Here is an 18,383-nt window from a genome sequence, read left to right as displayed (position 1 = left end):
AAAATTGCTTTTTAAAAGTGATTGACGCCGTTTTAGCAGGAACTTCAGTCCTATTAAATTAGTCTTCTGCTTTAGACTTTTCAGGTTTTACTGCACCGAAATCAAAGCGGTCTCTCCAATTACAGACATCTGAAACCACGCATTCGGCACATTTGGGTTTACGTGCAATACAGCAGTAACGTCCATGCAAAATCAGCCAGTGATGGGCATCTAACATAAATTCTTCTGGAATGACTTTAATTAAACGCTGTTCAACTTCAAGCACATTTTTCCCGACAGCTAAACCTGTGCGATTGCCTAAGCGAAAAATATGCGTGTCTACTGCCATGGTCGGTTGCCCAAAAGCAGTGTTTAGCACGACATTCGCAGTTTTTCGCCCAACCCCAGGTAAGGCTTCCAAATCTTTGCGATTGTCAGGAACTTGACTGCTATGCTGACCGATCAGAATCTCACAGGTTTTAATGACATTTTCGGCTTTTGAATTATATAAGCCGATGGTTTTAATATAACTTTTTAAGCCTTCTAAACCGAGTGCCAGAATCTGTTCTGGTGTACTGGCAACAGGAAAGAGTTTGTCAGTGGCTTTATTGACACTCACATCGGTGGCTTGGGCAGAGAGCATCACCGCGATGAGCAGCTCAAATGATGAGGAAAAATTTAGCTCAGTCGATGGTTTAGGACGCTGTTCACGCAGGCGTTCAAAAAACGTATATACCTGCTTTTTGGTCATGTTTTTACTAGACATTAAGCATCACCTTGTAATGCATCCAACTGAGCATTGAGCTGTTGTAGCTGTTCGCGTTTAGCAGGGTTGTCCCGAACGCTGAGCTGTTTTTCCAGTTTTTTAATTTGTGTGCGTAGTTTTGCCAGTTCAATTGTGGTTTTTGCATCGGCAACCAAATCTTGTTCAGCAGATTTTTCAGCCCGCTGAATGGTCGGAACGCTATTTAAATAACTTGAGAACTGGACAAACAATTCGCTATCAATCGCGGCACGTACAATAGGGCCTTTACGTTGGATGCGACGCTGTTCTTCACGTTGAATATGCGCGTAATAACGATAACGCAAATCATCTTGCTGCTCGATTTGCTGTGTTGCTGTTGGTAAAGGCTGAGTATCTTCTATCAAGTCAATACAGTCGACAGGGCATGGTGGAATACAGAGTTCACAGCCTGTACACAAATCACTCAAAATACTGTGCATCAGTTTGCCGCTACCAATAATTGCATCCACAGGGCAGGCATTAATACATTTGGTACAACCAATACATTCGTCTTCGCGAATAATCGCTTTCATGCGCTGTGGTCGACCATCGGCTTGAATGTCCCATACACTTTCTTCGGCTTTCAGCAAAGGGCGCTTTAGAAGCTGTGCAATCGCATCGGCAACAGGCTGACCGCCAGGTACGCATTTGTTGGCTTCTTCACCTTCACTAATCGCTTTGGCATAAGGCAAACATCCATCACGATGTCCACATAAACCGCACTGGGTTTGTGGCAATAAGGCATCTATTTGCTGGATGAGAGGGAATGGCAAACTCATTTGGCTACGGCTATGCTAAATACAAAGGCAAGAATTGTGCAGAAAAATAGTGAACTCGACAAGCCTTTTTACTGGCTAAGTCTGGTTTTTCAATATGTACACGTAAAAAAACCGAAGCACAGAGCCTCGGTTTTTTATTATGACAGATTTCAGCAAATTATTTGTCTACGAATGCACGTTCAATCACGTAGTCACCCATTTCACCCATGCGCGGAGATTCTTTCAAACCGTGCTGGTCAAGCAGTGCAGCTACATCTTTCAGGAAGTGCGGGCTACCACAAAGCATGGCACGGTCAGTTTCAGGGTTGAAACGTGGCAAGCCAATTTTTTCAAAAATCTGACCAGATTCAATCGCTGCTGTGACACGACCTTGAGTATGGAATGGTTCACGCGTGACAGTTGGGTAATAGACCAATTTATCTTTAATGCCTAACTCTTCGAAGAATTCGTTGTTTGGAAGTTCATTCAAAATCAAGTCTTGGTAAGCCAATTCGCTGATGAAACGTGTGCCATGAACGACGATCACTTTTTCAAAGCGTTCATAAGTTTCAGGGTCACGAATAACAGACAAGAATGGAGCCAAACCTGTACCTGAAGAAAGAAGGTATAAGTTTTTACCTGGCAACAAATCATCAAGAACTAAAGTTCCTGTTGGTTTTTTAGAAACTAAAATTTCATCACCCACTTGGATTTTTTGCAAAATCGAAGTCAGTGGGCCGTTTTGCACTTTAATCGAGAAAAACTCAAGTTCTTCTTCGTAGTTGGCACTTGCGATTGAATAGGCACGCATTAACGGTTTGCCATTAACTTCAAGACCGATCATGACAAACTGACCATTTTTAAAGCGTAGGCTTTGATCACGCGTTGTTTTAAAACTAAATAAAGTGTCATTCCAATGGTGAACATGGGTGACACGTTCAACGTTAAAAGCAGCCATTCAAGCAATCTCAATATGTATAATAAAAACTAAGATGTATTTTAATCTAAAATGATTGCCGATAAACTGAATATATTTAATTGTGTTTATCAGAAAAAGTGATGATTACGCCGCTTCAAGTTCCTGTCATTGGGTTAATGCATTCTCCCTTTAAAGAAAAATTTGGTATCCCCCGTCAGCCGAATCTGGTTGATGTCGAGTCTTATATTGTCATGCAAGCCCCATATGACGACATTCTTGCTTTTGCAGGCATTGAAGAATTTAGCCATTTGTGGTTGCTGTGGCAGTTTCATCACAATAAAGCATTGGCAGGTTTCCGCCCGCAGATTCGTCCCCCACGTTTGGGAGGCAATCAAAAAATTGGGGTATTTGCTTCACGTAGCATGTACCGACCTGCACAAATCGGTTTATCTGTGGTGCGACTAAAACGAGTAGAACAGCGCGATGGGCAATTGCGAGTTTATGTATCTGGTGCAGATTTACTCGATGGTACGCCAATTGTTGACATTAAACCGTATATTGCCTATTCAGATGCGATTGCAGATGCGCAAAGTGGTTATGCCAGCCAAGCTCCTCAGTTAAAGCAGGTGATTTGGTCAGACACGGCTCTTGCTCAACGGACACAACTTGCTGAGCGAGGGTTAGGCTCATCACGACAATATCAGGAAATTGAACAGGTATTGGCATTAGACCCACGCCCAGCTTATCAGGATGACCCTGAACGAATTTATGGACTACATTTTGCTGAATTTGATGTGCGTTTTCAGGTACGTGCTACAGAAATTGTGATTGTGGAACTGATTGAATATAAAAGTTGAATGATACTTTGTAAAAATATAGTTTCAGAGGAAATCATTAATCCCGATAGCAGAAAGTGCTAACATAGCTCACATAAAATCATAATCAGTATTTTTTTGGGGTTTCTATGCAGTCAAATCAACGACTTACACAATTTTCTTATTCGATTGATTTGACGTGGTGCCTAGATCAACTGCTGTGGGATGAAATAATTACCGAGCGGGATCAGGTACTTGTACAAACCACACATCGTAACAAAAGCCAGTTGGCATGGCACCCTTTGCAATGGATTGCACAATTTGACTTGGTCAATCAAAAAGATTCCGAGAAAAAATTGACACTAAGTCTACTTGGTCAATGGCTCGCTGAAAAAGCCAGTTTACCATTTTATGTGATTGATCCGCTCAAAGCCGATGTTCCAGCGCTTACGGAGGTTATGTCTCAAGAGTTCGCCATCCGTAATCATATTTTGGCGGTTGAAGTCAATGACGCCGAAGTGCTGATTGGGACAGATCAACCCTTTTTAACCGATTGGGTCGGGTATTTGGAAAACGGCTTAAAGCCGAAGAAAATCCAGCGAGTTTTTTTAAGCCCAGAGCAGTTACAGCGTTATTTATCTGAATATTATCAAGTCAGTCGTGCGGTTCATTCATCACAAAAAAGCCAGAACTACGAACGTGATGGTCGTGGTGTAGAAGCTTTATTGCAACTGGGAGATATTAGCCAAAACCCCGATGCCAATGATCAGCATATTGTGAAATTGGTGGACTGGATTTTACAGTTTGCCTTTGAACAAGGCGCGAGTGATATTCACCTTGAACCACGCCGCGAACATAGTAAAGTGCGTTTCCGTATTGATGGAATTTTACATACCATCTATAAAATGCCTTCCAATACTTTAGGTGCAGTCATTGCCCGAATTAAAATTTTGGGGCGGATGAATGTTGCCGAAAAACGTAAACCACAAGATGGTCGTTTAAAAACCCGTACACCACGTGGTCTCGAAACCGAGTTGCGTCTGGCGACTTTACCAACAGCCTTCGGTGAGAAAATGGTGATGCGTATTTTTGACCCAGAAGTGTTGGTACGTAATTTTGAGCAGTTAGGATTTGACCAGAAATTATTGAGTCAGTGGCAGGCACTGACCCAACATAGTCATGGCATTATTTTGGTGACAGGGCCTACAGGTTCTGGGAAAACCACGACTTTGTATTCAACATTGAAACAACTGGCAACCGAAGAGGTTAATGTCTGTACCATTGAAGATCCGATTGAAATGATTGAAGGCAGTTTTAACCAGATGCAGGTCAATCATGGCATTGAGCTGGGGTTTGCCGATGGAATTCGCGCACTCATGCGTCAAGACCCTGACATTATTATGGTGGGCGAGGTACGTGACCAAGATACCGCCGATATGGCGATTCAGGCAGCGCTTACAGGGCACTTGGTACTCTCGACTTTACATACCAACGATGCACCTTCAAGTTTGACACGTTTACATGATTTGGGTGTACAGCCATTTTTATCTTCAGCAACGCTGCTTGGGGTGCTGGCGCAGCGTCTGGTGCGGAAACTTTGCCCGCAGTGCAAGCAGAATGCACCGATTAATGAACAACAATGGATGCACCTCACGACGGACTACACGGTTGATGTGCCACAAACGGCTTATATGCCTGTTGGCTGTGAAGCCTGTCGTTATACAGGCTATAAAGGGCGCATCGGAATTTATGAGTTTATGCCGATTAGTCTCCAACTCAAACAAATGATCAGTGAAAATGTATCTTTAAATGCCTTGCGCTTTCAGTCAAAAAAAGAGGGAATTGAACCTCTTCGTATCGCGGGTGCGCGTAAAATCATGGCGGGTGTAACGTCGCTTGAAGAAGTGCTGCGGGTTGTGCCATTAAGTTAATTTTGGCAGAGTCTTCATCTCAAAATTCAAATGATCTGGTTTTGTTGCGATTGCAGTAGAATCAGTGCATTTATCAAGAATTTAGATTAAGAAATAATTTAAAATTTTGAATTTATAGTGATTTTTTGAGTTGAATCTAGGGTTTCTGATCATAAAAATCTTATAGTCGTTTTTAAATCCTGAATGTAATAAATTACCTGTGAGCATATAATTGCTCCAGTAAAAAAGCAGCACAGTGCTTGAATGTGCTGCTTTTCTCCACGTTTATGATAAACACCGCTATTTTCAACAGTCTTATTATTTGGTGAGAATAAGTCGATTATTGCGGGTCAGGCGCAAGCGATATTCTTCTCCTGCGTGCATAATGCGAATTTCACGCCCGAGTGCAAATAAATTATTGGAATGAAGCATCGGTAAAGATTGAGCTGTATCGGTATGACGAGTAAATAAGTTAAATGGTGCGTTCATGTTATTGTGTTCTCGTGGTGTTAATTGGTGCTTTAAATGATAATTATTATCAAGTAAAACTGTCAACGAAAATTTAGTACTCTAAGTAAAAACTTTGTAACATGCTCAGTGTCAAGGTTAAGCATGATGAAGTGTACAAAGGAGCAGTGATGCAAAAATCCCACGTAGATGTTGCTATTGGATTATTATTTTCTAAAACACGAGTTTTGGTGGGGTGGCGTGATGCAAACCAGCATCAGGGGAATAAAGCAGAATTTCCTGGAGGTAAATTTGAACAAGGTGAAACTGCACAGCAAGCATGTCGCCGTGAAGTGCTAGAAGAAGTCGGAATTGACCTTGTAGACTGGCATCCATTTGAGAAAATTCAGCATGAATATGACGATATTATCGTGCAGTTACATGTGTTTTTCAGTTATGTGCCTGAAGCATTGTTAACGCAGATTCAGCAACCGTGGCAATGGTATTCGCGTTCTGAGTTGGCGACATTGAATTTCCCTAAAGCCAATCGTGCATTAATCCAACGTTTGTTGTTTCCACAGCAAATTAAAATTCGGACTCAGTTACAGGAACTTGCCAGTTTGACTGAGGGGCAAGCAATTTATTATCGCCCTGAACAGCAGCCCGAATTGGAAAGTATTAAAAGTTTACCAGCAGAACAATTAGGCAAGTTAATTCTTAATCAAACCTTGGCAGCACAGTTGAGCCTTGAGCAACAACATCAACTCGCCGCCATTCATCTCAAACAGTCACAACTTTTGGCAACTCAGCAAGGCGAACTGCGAGTAGGGCAATGCTATTTGGCAGCCTGTCATGATTTGCATAGTTTAAAACATGCTCAGCAGATTGGTTGTGATGCAGCGTTACTCAGCCCAGTATTGGCTACAGCAACGCACCCTGAAGCCACAGGATTAGGCTGGGTACAATTTCAGAACTGGGCAGAACAGGTTGATTTACCCGTGATTGCTTTGGGTGGGCTTAAAGCTGAGGATTTAGCAATTGCCCAGCAACATGCTGCTTATGGAATTGCAGGTATTTCTCAAGTTTAGAATTGCTGTAAAGCACGTTTGGCTTGTTGAATAGCATTTTGGTTATGCTGAGTCTGTGCGATCTGCAAGCGAATCAGCCAAAGCTGCTTCTTGGTCGCATTGTCATTTGCCAAACTTAGACCGCGTTGTAGCAAAGCCTCTGCATGATTATAGTTACGTTGTTTCTGAGCTATTTGTGCCAAGATCACATAACTTTGTGCCGCTTGCGGTGAAATACGCTGTGCCTGCAATGCCAAATGTTCAGCCTTGGTTAGATTGTTTTGTTGCAAAGCTTGTCGCGCTTGTTGAATGAGCTGACGAAAAACGGGTTTTTCTGAACCATCTGGAGTTGCAGCAGGTTGTGGATGAACAGAATGGTTTTTTACAGGTATAGATTCACGTTTAATTTCAGGAACGTGATAAGGTGTAATCTGAACGCCATTGGCGTGAGAATGTTGGGTGGTTTTTTTCTCTGTCGGTGGAGTGCTTCGTTGATGCTTAGATTGGGGCTGTTGTGTCAGTTGGCTACAGCCGATCAGACTCAAACTTAATACACAACTACTGATCAGTTTTAAATGCATTCGCGAGAGTTCTCCATCTAGATACTTTAAAAAAGAATTGGGCAATAGTAATGACTATTGCCCAAAGATGAAATTACTGTTCGTAACTGCCGCTTGAAATGACGCGTGTTGGTGTATTGGAGTTAGTGTCGCTATTGTTACTTTCCCGAATCAGGTTTTCGAGATTATCTGGGCTGGTTGCGCTTGTAGCTGGTGCAGATGCACTAGCTTCATCAGTAGGTGCTTGATGATTTGAAAACCCGCAGCTACCTCCATGTTCAGGCAGGTGATCTGCAAGTAATGGAATATACATCGAACCTGAGCAATTGGCTCCTGACAAGCGCCCTGAACGTGTATCAACCCATTGCCACTGAACATTGTTAGGTTGTTTGATATTGACAGGTTGCTGGCGTAACTGTTTCATGACATTAATCCATACTGGAAGTGCGCCAGAAGACCCTGTTAAGCCTGTCACTTTGTTGTTGTCTAGACCTAGCCATACGACTGTTAAATAATTGCCTGAATAGCCTGCAAACCATGAATCACGGGTGTCATTGGTTGTTCCCGATTTACCCGCCAGTTTTAGACTAGATGGCAAACTGCTATACGCTGCTTTACCTGTACCGTTGTTCATGACTTGCTGTAAACCATAGTTCAGAACATAGGCTGCTGCTGGATCAACAGTTTGCTGAACTTCTAAACCATAACGGTTGAGCGTTCTACCATTTTGGTCAACAACTGAGCGAATGGCTTTGGTTGGGTATTTAAAACCACCTGTTGCAAAGTTGTTGTAAAGACCTAAAACTTCCATTGGAGACAAGTTAACTGCACCCAAGAAAACAGATTGGTAAGATGGAATATCACTGGTCACACCAAATTTGCGTAACTGATTGGTGAATGTTGGAATCCCAAATTCTTGTCCTAAACGTACAGCCGCAAGGTTATAAGAATGTTGTAAGGCCTGTACCATCGGCACCATACCATGCTCACCACCATCATAGTTTTTAGGTGTCCAAGCCTTCCCTTGAGTTGGAATGCTAATAGAATTGTCTTGAATCGCGGATGCCCAGTTATAACGGCCCGATTCAATTGCACTGAGATAAATCACAGGCTTGAGTAATGAACCAACTTGGCGTTTGGCATCAATGGTACGGTTAAAGCCAGTAAAGTTTTGTGTTGAACCCACAGCTGCAACCAGTTCGCCATTGTCTGGGCGCTGAATCAGTACTGCACCTTGTAAATCGGCTAACACACGAGGATTACGTTTTGACAGATTGTCTACGGTATCTTTAAAGCTGCTTTGAACTTTGGTTTGTGCAATCGGGTCAAGCGTGGTGAAAATACGTAAGCCCTGATTGGTCAGGTCAGATTCTTGGTATTCACTGCGTAGTTGACGGCGCACAATATCCATAAAGTCTGGGAAGCGAGTTGGGCCCAAGGCAGGTTTTGCCACGACACCAAGTGGGCGAGCGCTTTCTTGTTCATATTGCGCTTGAGTTAGATAGCCCATCACCAGCATGTTGTGCAAAACGGTATCACGACGGTTTTTTGCACCTTCAGGATTGCGCCAAGGATTATATAAAGATGGTCCTTGTACCAAACCAACCAAATAAGCTTGTTGAGCAATATTCAGTTCACCTAAAGGTAGACCAAAATAAAACTGTGAGGCTAAACCATAACCATTGATAGAATAGTTACCATTTTGCCCCAGATGCACTTCATTTAAATATGCTTCTAGAATTTCATCTTTGTTGTAGTGCATTTCCAGCAATATAGACATTAAGGCTTCATTGACCTTACGCTTTAAGGTTTTTTCTGGAGATAAGTAGAAGTTTTTTACCAACTGCTGGGTGAGTGTTGATCCACCCTGACGTTTACCGCCTGTAATGTTACTGACAATTGCACGAGCAGTACCACGAATCGAAATCCCATGATGCTCATAAAAATTACGATCTTCTGTCGAAACCAGCGCATCAATGAGAGGCTTGGGTACATTTTTTAGCTTGATGAGGACGCGGTCTTCGTTATGTTGCGGATAGATTCCACCAATCAATAACGGTTCGAGGCGAGTCATTCCTGTACTTGATGGCTTGGTTGTGCGCACGTCCTGCATTTGGTCATCGCCAAAGGTAATATGCAATACTTGCTCAGGTTCGTTACTATCACCAAAGTCAAAGCCACGAGTATGTACATAAACGCTATTACCATTCAGTACATAACTACCTGGTTGAGTATAACCATCGGCTTTTTTATAACCCAGCATTCCTAGCTCTTGTAGAAAATCAGGTTCATTTACAGGTGCCTGATTGTATACTTCTAAAGGGCGTGCATATACTTTGGCTGGAATATCCCAGCGTTGACCTTCAAATTTCTTTCGAATAACACTATCAATATGAATAACATACGCGCTAAAGGCGAGAAATCCTGCGATAACAACAATACAAAAAATCAGGGGAAATAAACCAAGACCGCGTTGTGACTTCATAAAAAGTGATAAGCTATCCGACATAAACCCTGTAATCATGCGAAGCTTTTATTTATTTTGCAATGATTATTCGTGAAACAATACAAAATTAAGCAATAATTTAGCGTTTTATCAGAGACTTTGTATTGTTTTTTCAAACCTGAAACAACGTGTTATTATGGCTGCGAATCCGAACGGAGCGCTTGAGTTGGTGAAAATCTCACACAAGTCGTTTCGCAACATTGGGCTAATTGGACGACCAGAAAAAGCCGCTGTTGTAGAAACACTTTGTCTTATTTATGACCATTTGCTGAAATTGGGATTGCATCCAATTTTTGATGTCGAAACAGCAAAACTTGTCCCTTATCAAAATTGCCAGATTGTCAGCCGTAATCTGATGGGTGAAGTGGCGGATTTGGTTGTCGTTGTAGGCGGTGATGGTTCTTTATTGCATGCCGCACGCGCACTGGTGAAGTACAATACACCTGTAATTGGGGTCAACCGTGGACGTTTGGGATTTTTAACTGATATTAATCCAGTTGAAGTGCTACAAAAACTGGACTTGGTGCTCAAGGGAAATTTCCAGCTTGATCGGCGCTTTTTGCTGGAAATGGAAGTTCGCACTGCGGGCGAAACTGTTTATAGTGCCATTGCATTGAACGATATTGTATTGCACTCAGGCAAGTCGGTGCATATGGTGGATTTTGAACTCTCCATAGATGGACAGTTTGTTTACCGCCAGCATAGCGATGGTTTAATTGTTGCGACTCCGACAGGTTCGACGGCTTATGCATTGTCAGGCGGTGGCCCAATTATTCACCCAAGTATGGATGCAATTGTCTTAGTACCGATGCATCCGCATACACTTTCATCTCGACCAATTATTGTTGGTGATCAAAGTGAAATCAAAATTACCGTCCGTAAAAACCGTATTTTACCGATGGTCAGTGCCGATGCGCAGCATAGCGTGGCGCTAAATGTCGGAGATGTTTTGTATATTCGCAAACATCCCTTTAAATTAAGCTTATTGCATCCACCTGGTTATGACTTCTATATGGCATGTCGTACCAAGTTGGGATGGCATCAGGATTTTGAAGCATTGCAGCAGCAGGAAGAGTCATGAATATTGAACAAATGCTCTCGGTCTTAGACCCCGAAATTGTACAACGTCTAAAAACAGCAGTTGAAATTGGTAAATGGCCTAATGGTGTTGCCTTGACCCAAGAACAGCGCGAAATTTGTATGCAAGCAGTATTGGCATGGGAATATAAACATTTACCTGAAGAAGAACGTACAGGGTATATTGACCGTGGTACGAAAGAAGAAGGTGAAGTGTGTGACGATGACCACGATCACAATCAGGAAAAACCGATTCGTTTTGTTTAAATAAAAAAATCCCCAAACGGGGATTTTTTTATGCCAATTAGTTTTTATTGATGACGGGTTTTCCATAAAGTTTGGGCTTTTTGCATGGCAGCGTCATAACTGTCGACCACACCCATGCTATATAAAGCAATGCCCATCGTTTCAACTACCGCCATCTCACCATAGCTATGCTGTTGCTGACCTTCCCAAACTGCTTTAAACACAGCTAAATCTAGTTCTTCTTCAGTTGCACTGCGTTCTGGTGTGAGTTTAGGTAGTTCATGTTCGTACATTTCACCATCACGAATACCGCAAATTAACGTCTTGGCATCGGGATTACGTTCAAACTCACCACCTTCGCCTTTAATCACCGCACTATTTTTATAGCCTAAAGTAAATGCTGCACGCTGATGTGAACTACGATAGGCAGGATGGAAAATTGCCTGTAAGGTGGCTTTGGCATTAAACGGGTTGATTAAACGCGCTAGTGTATGAATAGGTGAACGCAGCCCCATGACATTGCGTAAGCCAATCAACTCATCCAGTACAGGTGAAATTGCAGCAAGGGGTAAATAGGCAAAATTGCGTTGTTGTAATTGTTGTTCGACGTCTTCTTGAGTATGGCAAATTGGGTAATTGAGGAATTCTAAAACCTGCTCGGTATAAACGCGGTTTAAGGTATGCCCAGCAGCGCCATGCATCACCACGCGATAGCCATGCTGTGCCAAAGTCAGAGCCGCCAGTAAAAACCACGGATAATGTTTGCGCTTGCCTGCATACGACGACCAGTCCAGATCAACCTCAAGTGGGCGGTATTGCAACTGGTCTTTGGTGGCTTGTACAAAGCCTGCTAGTTCTTCCACCGATTCTTCTTTGACACGTAGCAGCATTAAAAATGCACCCAACTGTACATCAAGTACATCGCCTTTAAGAATCATACTAAACGCATCATATGCTTCTTGAAAAGTCAGTGAACGTGCACCAGTCTTTCCTTTGCCAATAATACGAATGTACTGCGCAAAAGGATGTTCAAGATCTTGATAGATATTGCGTTTAGTGGTCATGACGAAATCGCAAGTAATGAAAGATATTCGACATACTAGCACAAGCCGTGCCAGAACCAAGTGCTGCTGCATGGTGAAGATCATGACAAAAATAAATGTGATGGGATACTTTGTTGTGTGAGCAATGCCACTGTATTTTTTTATCTAACCTGTTAATGCAGGCTTTACAGTTTAGATTCAACATCAGTGCAGGATCGAGATTGAGCTTGGTACAGTTGCTAAATGCACTGATCTACTCGAAAAACTTAATTTGCCACTTAGGATGTGATGACATTTTTCAGTTGAATGTGGTTATACTTGCAGGCAGAAAAAAACATGAGCACGGGGCGAAATGACATGATCCATGACGATCAGAAAACGACTTCTCTGAATTTAGAACAATTGCGTTCGGATATCGACAGTGTAGACCAACAGATTCAGGATTTATTGAATCGTCGCGCACGTTTAGCCGAAGCGGTTGCCAAAGCTAAATTTGCAACTGAAGAGAATCCTGTGTTTTATCGTCCTGAACGCGAAGCGCAAGTGTTACGTAAAGTAATGGAACGCAATGTAGGTCCGTTGTCTGATGCGACTATGGCACGTTTGTTCCGTGAAATTATGTCTGCATGTTTGGCACTTGAAGCACCGCAGAGTATTGCTTTTTTAGGCCCTGAAGGCACATTTACCCAAGCGGCGGCCTTAAAGCATTTTGGTCAGGATGCGATTGTACGCCCGATTGCGACTATTGATGAAGTATTTCGTGAAGTTGAAGCAGGTAGCGCGCATTATGGTGTTGTCCCTGTCGAAAACTCATCAGAAGGTGTGGTTAACCATACCCTAGACTGTTTTAAATCATCGAACCTGAATGTAATTGGTGAAGTTGAATTACGTATTCATCACCAGTTTTTAGTATCGGAAAATACCCGTAAAGACAGTATTAAACAGATTTATGCCCACCAGCAAACCTTGGCTCAATGCCGCAATTGGCTGGATATTCATTATCCTGGTGTGGAACGTGTCGCAATGAGCTCAAATGCTGAAGCAGCGCGCCGTATCCGCAATGAATGGCATTCGGCTGCGATTGCTTCTGATATTGCAGCAAGCACGTATGGTTTAGAAATTTTACACAGCAATATTGAAGATAACCCTGAAAATACCACACGCTTCTTGGTGATTGGCCGTGAGAAAATTCCTGCAAGCGGTAATGACAAAACCTCATTGTTGATTTCTGCGCATAATCGTGCAGGGGCATTGCTTGATATTTTAGAGCCATTTGCCAAGCACAACATTAGCCTGACCAGTATTGAAACCCGTCCAGCGCTTCCTGAAAAATGGGCGTATGTGTTCTTTGTTGATTTGGAGGGGCATATTGATCAGCCAAATGTTGCGGCTGCGCTCGATGAAATTCGCCCACTGGTTAAAGAGTTGCGTGTACTGGGTTCATATCCTGTTGCCGTGTTGTAATCCTGCTGGTTAAGCATTTTTATCGTATTGAGCATAGAGGCAAATTTTGGTGGTAGTTTCAGAAACACAGCCCTTGTTTCATAAAGTGGCATTTATTGGGCTGGGCTTGATTGGTTCAAGTTTGGCACGAGTGATTCAAGCTGAAGGTTTGGCAACTGAAGTGGTGGCATCAACGCGTTCAGCCAAAACCTTGCAAGATGCAAAAGCACTGGGGTTGATTCAGGCAGGCTATACCTCGGCAATTGATGCCGTCCAAGATGCAGATTTGGTGGTACTGGCGTTGCCTGTACAAGCCACTGAAAAAGTCTTGATGCAGATTAAACCGTATTTAAAAGCCGATGCAATTTTAACCGATGTGGGCAGTACCAAAGGCAATGTAGTTGCTGCTGCACAGCGAGTATTTGGTGATGAGTTGCCTGTCGGTTTTGTGCCAGGGCATCCGATTGCAGGCAGTGAACACACCGGTGTGCATGCAGGTAAAGTAGATCTGTTTGCGCATCACAAAGTGATTTTGACTCCATTGCCAAGTAGTGCAGATTGGGCAGTTGAAAAGCTGGTCACGCTATGGCAAGCAGCAAAAGCCGAAGTGATTTGCATGGATGTGCAAAAGCACGATGAAGTGTTGGCACATACCAGTCATTTGCCGCATCTCATGGCATTTAATTTGGTGGAGCAACTGGCAAACCGCGAAGATAATCTGGATATTTTCCGTTATGCCGCAGGTGGTTTTCGCGATTTTTCACGAATTGCAGCATCTGATCCACAAATGTGGCATGACATTTTCTTTGCCAACAAAACCGCTATTTTAAAAGCAGTGGATGGGTTTGAGCAGCAACTTGCGACTATTCGCCGTTTGATCGAACAAGAAGATTCACAAGCGCTGATGGGCTTGCTTGGACATGCTCAAGCTGCGCGACAACATTTTAACCATATGCTTGCCCAAAAACCTTTAATGGAGAAAGACAAGGTGACCCAACAATTTACCATTCAACCTCAACAGCATCGTTTTCAGGGAATATTTACTGTTCCGGGTGATAAATCGGTGTCACATCGTTCGATTATGTTTGGTGCAATTGCTGAAGGCACAACACATGTCACAGGCTTCCTTGAAGGTGAAGATGCTTTGGCAACCTTGCAAGCCTTTCGTGATATGGGTGTGTCGATTGAAGGGCCTAAAAATGGTGAAGTCACCATTCATGGTGTGGGCATGCAGGGTTTGAAAGCACCTGCAAGCGCGTTGTATATGGGTAACTCGGGCACCAGTATGCGTTTGTTGTCGGGTATGTTGTCGGCACAAAAATTTGATACGGTCATGACGGGCGATGCATCGTTGTCAAAACGCCCGATGGAGCGTATTGCCAAGCCACTGCGTTTAATGGGTGCGCAAATCCAGACTACAGGTGAGAGAGGCACACCACCAGTCAGCATTACAGGTTCGCAAGCGCTTAAAGGTATTCAGTATGATTTGCCAATGGCATCAGCTCAGGTCAAATCAGGAATTTTACTGGCAGGCTTGTGGGCAGAAGGTGAAACTTCAGTGACTGAACCTGAGCCAACGCGTGACCATACTGAACGTATGTTGCGTGCCTTTGGTTATGAAGTAAAAACCGAAGGTAACCGTATTAGCCTGCAAGGCGGTGGTAAATTGGTCGGTACAGACATCCAAGTACCTTCAGATATTTCTTCTGCGGCATTCTTTATGGTCGGTGCAGCGATTTGTGAAAATGCCGATGTGACATTGGAAGCGGTCGGCATTAACCCAACCCGTACAGGCGTGATTGAAATTCTCAAAGCCATGGGTGCTGATCTTGAAGTGTTGAATGAGCGTGTTGCAGGCGGTGAACCGATTGCGGACATTCGTATTCGTGCAACACGGACATTAAAAGGCATTCATATTCCTGAAGACCAAGTGCCATTGGCGATTGATGAATTCCCAGCCTTGTTTATTGCTGCTGCGTGCGCAGAAGGCGAAACGGTACTGACAGGTGCTGCTGAACTGCGTGTCAAAGAGTCAGACCGTATTCAGGTGATGGCAGATGGTTTGCAGGCGATGGGTATCCAATGTACTCCAACTGAAGATGGTATTATCATTCAAGGTCAGGGTAAATCTGGCGACTGGTCACCAATTTTTAAAGGCGCTCAGATTGAATCGCATCATGACCACCGTATTGCGATGAGCTTTAGTATTGCAGGTCTACGCGCTGCGCAAGCGATCACGATTATTGGTACAGAAACGGTTGCGACCAGTTTCCCAACCTTTACTGAACTGGCAAATCAGGCAGGTTTAAGCATCGAAGTCTCTGAATAATTCGACCTGTTTTAAAATTAAAAGCCAAGCATCTGCTTGGCTTTTTTTATATCCGTAGTTCTCTTTCGGCAAGGTTTAACCTTGTCAGTTCATTTTGCAGTATAGTGAAACCAAACATACTTATTTTTCTCACGAGACCAGATCATGAACGTCGTTGATTTTTCTCAACTCTCACCACAAAACGTCTGGCAGCATTTTGCCACTTTATGCCGTATTCCGCGTCAGTCCAAACAAGAACAACAACTACGCCAATATTTACAAGACTGGGCAAAAAACAAAGGTTTAGATACCTATGTGGATGTTGTCGGAAATTTAATTATCAGTAAACCTGCAACAGCAGGCATGCAGCATAAAACAGCCGTGATTTTGCAAGGACATCTGGATATGGTGACCCAAGCCAATCGTGGTACGGTGCATGATTTTAGTCGTGACCCGATTCAGCCGATTTTGGAAAATGGCTGGATGATTGCACCCAATACTACACTTGGTGCAGACAATGGTATTGGCGTTGCACTGGCGTTGGCTGTACTGGATGCTGATGATATTGCTCACGGAGCAATTGAAGTATTGCTAACGGTCGATGAAGAGGCGGGCATGAGTGGTGCACGTTTTCTTGAAGAAAATGTCCTGCAAGGCAAATGGTTATTTAATATTGATACCGAAGAGTGGGGACAACTGTATCTGGGTTGTGCAGGTAGTCAGGATATCGAAGTCGCGCAAACCCTGACTTATGTGCAAACTGATGCCGAACTGACCGCAGTTGAAGTACAGGTACTCGGACTTAAGGGTGGACATTCGGGTGTTGATATTCATTTGGGGCGTGGCAATGCCAATGTGATTTTAGCGCAGTTTTTACAGCAACATTTGCCTGAACTACAAGCACATCTGGTTGAGTTCTCAGGCGGTACGGCGCGTAATGCCTTACCACGTGAAGCGACTGCCAAGATTGCTTTACCAAAATCAAAACTTTCTCAATTAGACACTCTGCTACAACAGGCGCAAACGGATTGGCGAGTGCAACTCAAAGGTGTGGATGAGGCGCTTGAATTGCGTGCTCAATCAATTGATGATGCAGTAACTGAAGTGATTGCCCTTGAGCAGCAACAGGCGTGGTTGGCTGCTTTGTCGAGCTGTCCGTATGGCGTGGCACAGATGAGTCAGGCACTGCCTGATGTGGTGGAAACCTCAAATAATATTGGTGTGGTACGTTTAAATCGTGAACAAGCCAGTGCGCTGATCATGGTGCGTTCAATGGTCAATGATGAACTTGAAGCGCATGCGCATCGGATTCAGCAGCATTTTGAATATTATGGATTACATTCGAGCCTTGCGCCATTCGTTTCGGGTTGGACACCGAACCCAGAATCGGCTGCCTTAAAATGTTTGCAACGCGCTTATCAGGACACTTTCCAGATTGAACCTGAACTCAAAGTCATTCATGCAGGTTTAGAGTGTGGAATTATTGCCGAGCATTATCCTGACTTGCAAATGGTGTCTTTTGGCCCTGATATTCAAGGTGCGCATGCACCAGGCGAACGAGTCAAAGTCGATACAGTAGAAAAATGCTGGCAGTTATTGGTCACTGCATTGGCAAATGTTGATTAAAAAAAATGCACCTGATCAGGCAGTGTTACTGTGCTGATCAGGAGGCTGTATTCGTTCTTTTTATTCAACCCATGCTCCAAATGCATTGGGCATGGTTTTAATATTTTCCTAGACGCAAGACATTTGGGATTAAACGTTTTGCCATACAATACAAATTTACAGACGAAGATATTGGCTAATCACCTGGCGAAGTGGTTTTAAATAACCTGTAAAGAAGTGGTTTGCCCCTGGGAAAATCGTGATGGGATGCTTTTGTGGTTTTGTCCAAACAATTAAGTCACTGAGCAAGGTAATATCATCTTCTTCGCCATGTACAAATAACATATCACCTTGAATTTCAGGTGTTTGATAGTCACGTAAACCGCGTACCATCGCTGTTGGTAAACCGCACAACACCAACTGTTTTGGACGCTGTGCAACATCGAGTGCAGCATAACATTTGGCTAACACATGCGCACCAAAGCTAAATCCACCTGCATAAAAATCAAGGTTCGGATGCATCTCACGCAATTGTTGCAAGATTGCCAAAATATCGTCGGTTTCGCCAAAACCTTCTTCATGTAAGCCTTCGGTTTGCCCTGCGCCACGGAAACTTGGGCGGTACACGATACAGCCGCGCTCGGTTAAAATATTCGACAGCAACATCGGGACTTTATGATGGGCTGTACCACCTTGCAGCGGGTGCGGATGACAGATAATCGCAAAACTGCGAATTTTTCCTTGTGGGCGGTCAACAAAAACCTCAATTTTCCCAGCAGGACCTTGTAAAAAAATCGTTTCAGGCATAGGACTCGATGAGCTTAATTTTAAAGTAGGGGTCATAATTGTACCGATAAATGCCATCAGAAACACAAATTGGCGTTATAAATAGGTGGCTGATATAGTGGGCAGAATA

The 18,383-nt window shown here is 43.4% G+C and carries 16 protein-coding genes; 8 read left to right on the top strand and 8 right to left on the bottom strand.

What is annotated here, in order from left to right:
- Nucleotides 1–58: 58 nt before the first annotated feature.
- The 3 genes from nth to E0H77_RS04340 all read right to left on the bottom strand — a co-directional run bounded on the left by nth (nt 59) and on the right by E0H77_RS04340 (nt 2,479).
- A complete protein-coding gene (gene nth, locus E0H77_RS04350) occupies nt 59–745 on the bottom strand; it encodes an endonuclease III (RefSeq protein ID WP_131375313.1) in 687 nt (228 codons plus the stop codon).
- Nucleotides 745–1,542: an RnfABCDGE type electron transport complex subunit B gene (locus E0H77_RS04345; protein WP_131375311.1), complete on the bottom strand. Its 798-nt coding sequence runs from the start codon at nt 1,540–1,542 to the stop codon at nt 745–747. The genes nth and E0H77_RS04345 overlap by 1 nt, the downstream gene beginning before the upstream one ends.
- A gap of 157 nt (nt 1,543–1,699) precedes the next feature.
- Nucleotides 1,700–2,479, bottom strand: coding sequence for a ferredoxin--NADP reductase (locus tag E0H77_RS04340; protein WP_004900174.1), 780 nt, complete (start codon nt 2,477–2,479; stop codon nt 1,700–1,702).
- 101 nt (nt 2,480–2,580) lie between these two features.
- On the opposite strand from E0H77_RS04340, the gene tsaA reads away from it, so the two are divergent.
- On the top strand, nt 2,581–3,297 hold the full coding sequence (tsaA, locus tag E0H77_RS04335; RefSeq protein WP_171478308.1) for a tRNA (N6-threonylcarbamoyladenosine(37)-N6)-methyltransferase TrmO: 717 nt from the start codon (nt 2,581–2,583) through the stop codon (nt 3,295–3,297).
- Between the two features lie 107 nt (nt 3,298–3,404).
- Nucleotides 3,405–5,186, top strand: a complete 1,782-nt coding sequence (tfpB, locus tag E0H77_RS04330) for a type IV pilus assembly ATPase TfpB (protein ID WP_131375309.1) — start codon at nt 3,405–3,407, stop codon at nt 5,184–5,186.
- A gap of 297 nt (nt 5,187–5,483) precedes the next feature.
- On the opposite strand, the gene hemP is transcribed toward tfpB, so the two are convergent.
- Nucleotides 5,484–5,654 (bottom strand): hemin uptake protein HemP, encoded by a 171-nt coding sequence (hemP, locus tag E0H77_RS04325; RefSeq protein WP_131375307.1) that lies wholly within the window; start codon nt 5,652–5,654, stop codon nt 5,484–5,486.
- A 149-nt stretch (nt 5,655–5,803) separates the two neighbouring features.
- Here hemP and E0H77_RS04320 point away from each other — a divergent pair, with 149 nt between their 5' ends.
- Complete coding sequence (locus tag E0H77_RS04320) at nt 5,804–6,700, top strand: NUDIX domain-containing protein (RefSeq protein WP_131375305.1); 897 nt, start codon at nt 5,804–5,806, stop codon at nt 6,698–6,700.
- Here E0H77_RS04320 and E0H77_RS04315 read toward each other — a convergent pair.
- Together E0H77_RS04315 and mrcB are read right to left on the bottom strand one after the other, a co-directional pair.
- The gene (locus tag E0H77_RS04315) at nt 6,697–7,260 is read right to left on the bottom strand and encodes a tetratricopeptide repeat protein (RefSeq protein ID WP_131375303.1); all 564 of its coding nucleotides are present in this window, start codon (nt 7,258–7,260) and stop codon (nt 6,697–6,699) included. The genes E0H77_RS04320 and E0H77_RS04315 overlap by 4 nt on opposite strands.
- Before the next feature lie 73 nt (nt 7,261–7,333).
- Nucleotides 7,334–9,724, bottom strand: coding sequence for a penicillin-binding protein 1B (gene mrcB / locus E0H77_RS04310; protein ID WP_131375301.1), 2,391 nt, complete (start codon nt 9,722–9,724; stop codon nt 7,334–7,336).
- 190 nt (nt 9,725–9,914) lie between these two features.
- On the opposite strand from mrcB, the gene E0H77_RS04305 reads away from it, so the two are divergent.
- Nucleotides 9,915–10,826: an NAD(+) kinase gene (locus tag E0H77_RS04305; protein ID WP_171063163.1), complete on the top strand. Its 912-nt coding sequence runs from the start codon at nt 9,915–9,917 to the stop codon at nt 10,824–10,826.
- Entirely contained in the window at nt 10,823–11,089 is a 267-nt protein-coding gene (locus tag E0H77_RS04300; RefSeq protein ID WP_131375299.1) for a YeaC family protein, read from the top strand. The genes E0H77_RS04305 and E0H77_RS04300 overlap by 4 nt, the downstream gene beginning before the upstream one ends.
- Before the next feature lie 44 nt (nt 11,090–11,133).
- Here the strand turns inward: E0H77_RS04300 and E0H77_RS04295 are convergent, their stop codons facing one another.
- A complete protein-coding gene (locus tag E0H77_RS04295; protein ID WP_131375297.1) occupies nt 11,134–12,132 on the bottom strand; it encodes a glycosyl transferase family protein in 999 nt (332 codons plus the stop codon).
- Between the two features lie 336 nt (nt 12,133–12,468).
- Between E0H77_RS04295 and pheA the strand changes: the two genes are divergently transcribed.
- The 3 genes from pheA to E0H77_RS04280 all read left to right on the top strand — a co-directional run bounded on the left by pheA (nt 12,469) and on the right by E0H77_RS04280 (nt 17,488).
- Complete coding sequence (pheA, locus tag E0H77_RS04290; protein WP_131375295.1) at nt 12,469–13,575, top strand: prephenate dehydratase; 1,107 nt, start codon at nt 12,469–12,471, stop codon at nt 13,573–13,575.
- A gap of 49 nt (nt 13,576–13,624) precedes the next feature.
- Nucleotides 13,625–15,883: a bifunctional prephenate dehydrogenase/3-phosphoshikimate 1-carboxyvinyltransferase gene (locus E0H77_RS04285; RefSeq protein ID WP_131375293.1), complete on the top strand. Its 2,259-nt coding sequence runs from the start codon at nt 13,625–13,627 to the stop codon at nt 15,881–15,883.
- Nucleotides 15,884–16,027: 144 nt separating this feature from the next.
- On the top strand, nt 16,028–17,488 hold the full coding sequence (locus E0H77_RS04280) for an aminoacyl-histidine dipeptidase (protein WP_131375291.1): 1,461 nt from the start codon (nt 16,028–16,030) through the stop codon (nt 17,486–17,488).
- A 156-nt stretch (nt 17,489–17,644) separates the two neighbouring features.
- On the opposite strand, the gene E0H77_RS04275 is transcribed toward E0H77_RS04280, so the two are convergent.
- Nucleotides 17,645–18,274: an alpha/beta hydrolase gene (locus E0H77_RS04275; RefSeq protein ID WP_131375289.1), complete on the bottom strand. Its 630-nt coding sequence runs from the start codon at nt 18,272–18,274 to the stop codon at nt 17,645–17,647.
- Nucleotides 18,275–18,383 lie beyond the last annotated feature (109 nt).

Source organism: Acinetobacter brisouioides, assembly GCF_004331075.1.
Taxonomy (GTDB): Bacteria; Pseudomonadota; Gammaproteobacteria; order Pseudomonadales; family Moraxellaceae; genus Acinetobacter.
Note: the sequence above shows the minus strand (reverse complement) of the source record. Positions and strands in the feature narration are given on the sequence as shown.